This is a genomic window from Mesorhizobium sp. M1A.F.Ca.IN.020.06.1.1, assembly GCF_004023265.1.
Lineage (GTDB): Bacteria > Pseudomonadota > Alphaproteobacteria > Rhizobiales > Rhizobiaceae > Mesorhizobium.
Map to the genome: position 1 here is coordinate 1 of NZ_RZSR01000386.1, position 5,167 is coordinate 5,167.

At 62.6% G+C, this 5,167-nt stretch carries 5 protein-coding genes; 3 read left to right on the top strand and 2 right to left on the bottom strand.

The genetic code is table 11. The features are described from left to right. Window positions 1-922: ATP-binding cassette domain-containing protein (locus EOA60_RS17640; RefSeq protein WP_164899373.1), on the top strand; the 922-nt coding region annotated here is incomplete at its 5' end. Between the two features lie 28 nt (window positions 923-950). Here the strand turns inward: EOA60_RS17640 and EOA60_RS17645 are convergent. Beyond that, on the bottom strand, window positions 951-3,026 hold the full coding sequence (locus EOA60_RS17645; RefSeq protein ID WP_095825760.1) for an NADH:flavin oxidoreductase: 2,076 nt from the start codon (window positions 3,024-3,026) through the stop codon (window positions 951-953). 73 nt (window positions 3,027-3,099) lie between these two features. Here EOA60_RS17645 and EOA60_RS17650 point away from each other — a divergent pair, with 73 nt between their 5' ends. Next, window positions 3,100-4,041, top strand: a complete 942-nt coding sequence (locus EOA60_RS17650; protein WP_127334715.1) for a LysR family transcriptional regulator — start codon at window positions 3,100-3,102, stop codon at window positions 4,039-4,041. Window positions 4,042-4,089: 48 nt separating this feature from the next. Here EOA60_RS17650 and EOA60_RS17655 read toward each other — a convergent pair whose 3' ends face one another. Further along, window positions 4,090-4,566: an Lrp/AsnC family transcriptional regulator gene (locus EOA60_RS17655; protein ID WP_066989429.1), complete on the bottom strand. Its 477-nt coding sequence runs from the start codon at window positions 4,564-4,566 to the stop codon at window positions 4,090-4,092. Between the two features lie 223 nt (window positions 4,567-4,789). Between EOA60_RS17655 and EOA60_RS17660 the strand changes: the two genes are divergently transcribed. Next, window positions 4,790-5,167 (top strand): FAD-dependent oxidoreductase (locus EOA60_RS17660; RefSeq protein WP_164899374.1); only part of this gene is annotated, 378 nt, incomplete at its 3' end.

Here is a 5,167-nt window from a genome sequence, read left to right on the forward strand (position 1 = left end):
GGCTGCCAAGCATCCCAATACACGGGAATTGCTGGCCGCTTTCGAGCCGAAGTCGAGGCAGATACGGGCCGATGAAGATTCCGGACCAAAACCGCTGCTTCGCATCGACAATCTGATAGCCGGATACGGCCCGGTGAAACGTGACGGGCAGCCGGTTATCCGCGCGGTCGATTCCGTCAGCCTGATCGTGGAGAAGGGCCGCAATCTCGGTGTCATCGGCGAGTCCGGTTGCGGAAAATCGACGCTGGCGCGCGCCATCGCGGGCATTCATCCAGCGGCGACCGGCGATATCGTCTTCGACGGCAAGGCACTGGAGCGCGCCGCCCGGAAACGCACTCGCGACCAACTGCGCGAGATGCAGATCGTGTTCCAGTATGCCGATACCGCGCTCAATCCCGCCAAGCCCATTGAGGACATCATCTCGCGACCGCTGGCCTTCTATCACGGGCTCGACAGGCAGGCGCGCTCGAAGCGTGTCGACGAGTTGCTCGACATGGTGCGCCTGCCGAGGTCGCTGCGCTACCGTCATCCCTCGGAGCTCTCGGGCGGCCAGAAGCAGCGCGTGAACTTCGCGCGCGCGCTGGCGGCCGGTCCGAAGCTCATCATCTGCGACGAAATCACCTCAGCGCTCGACACGGTTGTAGCGTCCGCCGTGATCGAGCTGCTCAAGGAGCTGCAGCGCGAGCTGGGGCTCTCCTATATCTTCATCAGCCACGACCTCTCCGTCGTCGAGGCCATCTGCGACGAGATCATGGTCATGTACAATGGTGAGCGGGTGGAGCAGATCACGCCCGACAACGTCAAGTCGCCCACGCACCCCTATTCCAAACTTCTGTTCTCCTCCGTGCCGAAGCTCGATCCGACCTGGCTCGACGGCCTCGTCCGCGACCCCGAGCTGGTCAGCCAGTACGGCCACCGCTGACCAAACTGACCGTAGGGGATTCGCCGGACTACAGTTGCGAGCAGAGCCGGTAGGCCTCATAGATTGACGAGTAGATGTCCCTGCTGGCGACCGCGTCTCCAATGCGGTGCAGGACGAAGGATCCTGGAGCTTGGAGCCCTTGCACCCCCTTTGTCGCCACTCCCGTCATGAGCGCGATGTCGGTGACGCCCTTATTGGCGGAGCGGGCACGCAATTCCTGGTAGATATCTTCCATAGGTGCCGTGCCGCGCTCGACAATGAGTTGGGCCGCGGTCATTTCCGTTTCTGCACCGGTGAGCTCATGCCGGAACCGGGCGGCGATGCCGTTGCCGTGGCGCGCTGCCTTGATGAGCCGCAGATCGCCGACGACGCGGATGCCGAGTTCGGACGCGAGTTTGCGGAAACTGACCCGGTCCGGATAGGGTGTCTCGATCGCCAGGGTGTCGTCCGCCATGGCCACGCTGACCGCATGTCCCAGGCGGGCAAGATGCAGGGCACAGGATATGGCGGCCTGGCGTCCAGTCTCATCGTAGATGAGCACATCGGCCTTCGCAGGCACGACCCCGGTCAAGATGTCCCAGACGCTGTCGCAATGTTCAGCGCCCTCCAGCCACTCCATGTCGGGGATGCCGCCTGTGGCGACGATAACGGCATCCGGTTTCTCGGCAAGCACTCCATCTGCGTCCGCATAGGTGTTGAGACGGACGTCTACGCCGAGGCGCGCGACTTCGTCGATGCGCCAGTCGACTATACCGAACAGATCCTTGCGGTCGGAAGCCGAGGCCGCAACGAGCACCTGCCCGCCGAGCCGGGCCCCGGCTTCGAACAAGGTCACGCTGTGCCCGCGCTCGGCGGCGACCCGGGCCGCCTCCATTCCGCCCGGACCGCCGCCGACGACGACCACCCGTTTCGGCGTTTCGGTCCGGTCAATGATGTGGCTGACGGTCGTTTCATGGCCGCTGGCGGGGTTGTGAATGCAATGGACCTTCTTGTACAGGCAGTAGGACGCGCCGATGCACGGGCGGATGCGGTCTTCTTCGCCCCGCATCACCTTGTTGACGATATGCGGGTCGGCAATATGCGCCCGGGTCATGCCGACCAGATCGACAAGGTTTGCGCGGATCGCGTGCCGCGCCGTGGCTACGTCCCTGATGGCGGCGGCGTGGATGACCGGCAGCCTGGTTTCCCGCTTGAACTGCCCAACCAACGGCAGAAACGGCGCGCTCCTGATAAACATGCCGGGCATATTCTGCTCGGCCAGTGACAAGTCGGTGTCCATACGGCCGAAGATGCAGTTGAAGAAATCGACATGGCCTTCGCGCTCGAACAGCCGGGCGAAGGCAAGGCCTTCCTCGAAATCCGATCCGTCGTCGACCGCCTCGTCGATCACGAAGCGGATCCCGACGGCGAAGTCGTCGCCCACCGCGCGGCGGATCGCTTCGTGAACCATCAGCCCGAAGCGCGCGCGGTTTTCCAGCGAGCCGCCGAAAGCGTCCGTGCGCCTGTTGGTTCTGCGCGACAGGAATTGGCCGATCAGATGGCCGCCGGTGACGGTCTCGACGCCGTCCAGGCCGCCGTCAACGCAGCGCCTGGCGGCACTGGCGTAGTCCTTGACGATCCTGTCGATGTCCGCGGCGTCCATTTCTTTGGGGAAATTCCGGTTTCGCGTCTCGCGGACGCGTGACGGCGCAACCGGGGGCAACCAGTGACTGGCATAGGCAGTAGCGCGCCGGCCGAGATGCGAGACCTGACACATGACCGTCGCGCCGTGGCGATGAATTCGCTGCGACAGCGATTGGAGATGGGGGATGATGCTATCGCTGGAAAGATCCAGCTGACCGCCGCCCCAGCTCGAATCGGGCGACGTCATAGCCGAGCCGCCGACCATAGTCATCGCCAGGCCGCCGCGCGCCTTCTCTTCATGATAGCGCTGATAGCGCTCGAGCGGCAGGCCACCCTCGTCCAGCATTGAGGCATGACTGGTGCTGACGACGCGGTTGCGCAGCGTTAGACCCTTGAGCCGAAACGGCTGAAGCAGTGGATCGCCGGATGTGCTCCCCGCTTGGAATGCCGCTGCCGGCACATGCTGCTCCGAACCATTCATGAGGGTTATAGTTCGCGATTTGCAGGACTGCAGGAAAGCTTGAAAATTGTTGGGGCGGCTATACGCTTGGCGTATGGCTGGCTTCGCAAAACTCGTTCCATCCGCACGCGGACTCCTCGTTTTCGAGGCCGCTGTCCGTTCAGGAAGTTTCACGGCCGCAGCGCGCGAGTTCAACGTCACGCAACCCTCGATCAGCCGCAGCATCGCTCAGCTGGAGGTCGATCTCGGCGTGGCTCTGTTCACGCGCGGTCCAACGGGATTGTCCCCGACCCCGGAGGGGCGCGCCCTCTATTCGGCTGTACGGGAAGGATTTGACAGCATCGAGGAGGCGATCGGCACGATCAAGCGGAACAGTGCCGCAAAGCCGGTGGTTACCCTTTCGCTCTCGAGCTCTCTCGCTACGCACTGGTTCGTTCCGAGGTTAACGGCGTTCAACACGCGATTTCCCGACGTGGACCTGAGGTTCGAACTCATCGCCGGCGTTCTGCGAGGACCCGCCGAGAATGTCGAGCTTGCCACCAGAATCCTGGCCGACGACGACACCCACTATCACCGCTGGGCCTTCTCGCCGGAAATCATCGTTCCGGTGTGCAGCCCATCCTATCTGTCGCACCACGGCCGCTTGAACCATGACTCGGACGGCGAAGGTCATATCCTGCTTCATCTCACCGACGCCAAGGAGCAGTGGCTGGACGCCTGGGGCAGCGTAGCCCACCGCAAGACCAGCAGGGCGAAATGGCTCGAATTCTCGGACTACGCGGTCGTGCTTCAAGCCGCGATGAACGGAGAAGGCGTGGCGCTCGGCTGGCTCAGCAATGTCTCAAGGGCACTGCTTCAGGCAACGCTCGTTCCGGCCTCGGACAGGCAGATCAACACCGGACGGATCCATGAATTGATTGCACCTCGCTCACGGCCAGTGCGGCCGATCGTCTCCGATATCCGCGCCTGGATGATCGCCGAGATGCAAGCCGAGTTGAAAGCGTTGCGCGCACTATTGCAGCCCGGGGTCCTGTAGCCCGGACCGCAGCAGACAACTGCAGCGCCCGGCACAGCTACCCGCTGACTACATGGGAAACAGGCTGGGCAGCGGCATGTGCGATTTGACGATCGGCGACTTCAGCACCACGAAGCTGAAATACTTGTCGATGCCGATATCCATATCGGTCAGCCGCTCCATGATCGTCTGGTACTCGCCAATCCCGGCGGTCACGAATTTCATCAGATAGTCGTAACCGCCCGACACGAGGTGGCATTCGATGACCTGATCGATCTTCTCGACGACGGCGAGAAAGCGGGCAAAGTCCACCTGGCGATGGTTCTTCAAGGTGATTTCGGTGAACACGGTCAGTGTCTGGCCGAGCTTGCCGATGTTGACCTGCGCGGAATAGCCCTCGATATAACCTTCCGACTGGAGCTTCTTGACCCGCATCAGGCACGGGCTCGGCGACAGGTGCACCAGTTCGGCCAATTCCACATTGGTGATGCGGCCGTTCTTCTGCAATTCATGCAGAATCTTGATGTCGATCCGATCCAGTTTCACGTCCATCTCCGAAGAACGCAAGCCACAGCACAAAATGCCGCCACTTCTCTAGCCGTGACACTACCACAGCCCGCAGGCCTGTCTATCCGATGGGCCTGCTCTGACACGCAGGGACTCTCGATTTCATTGCGCGCTACGGAATAAAATTCTGCCTGAAGCATAACTGCGGCAGCGGCTGCCTGCGCAACGCGCTAGATTCGAGCCTCGAAGCAGAGAGAGGACCATGCGCGCGCCGCTGCAACAGATCGAGACATCCGGCGAACTGCCGCAATCCGCGGATGCGGTGGTGATCGGCGGAGGCATCGTCGGCGTCTTCGCGGCCTACTACCTGGCTAGGCGCGGCTTGAAGGTCGCGCTTGTCGAAAAAGGACGCATCGGCGCCGAGCAATCCAGCAGGAACTGGGGATGGTGTCGCCAGCAGAACCGCGACGCCCGCGAACTGCCGATGGCGACGCGCAGCCTCGATCTCTGGGAGTGCTTTGCGGCAGAAAGCGGCCAGGACACCGGCTTTCGCCGCTGCGGCCTGCTCTATCTCAGCAATGACGAGGCGGAACTGGCCGGCTGGGCGCGCTGGCGTGACTTCGCCAGAACGGCGGGGGGC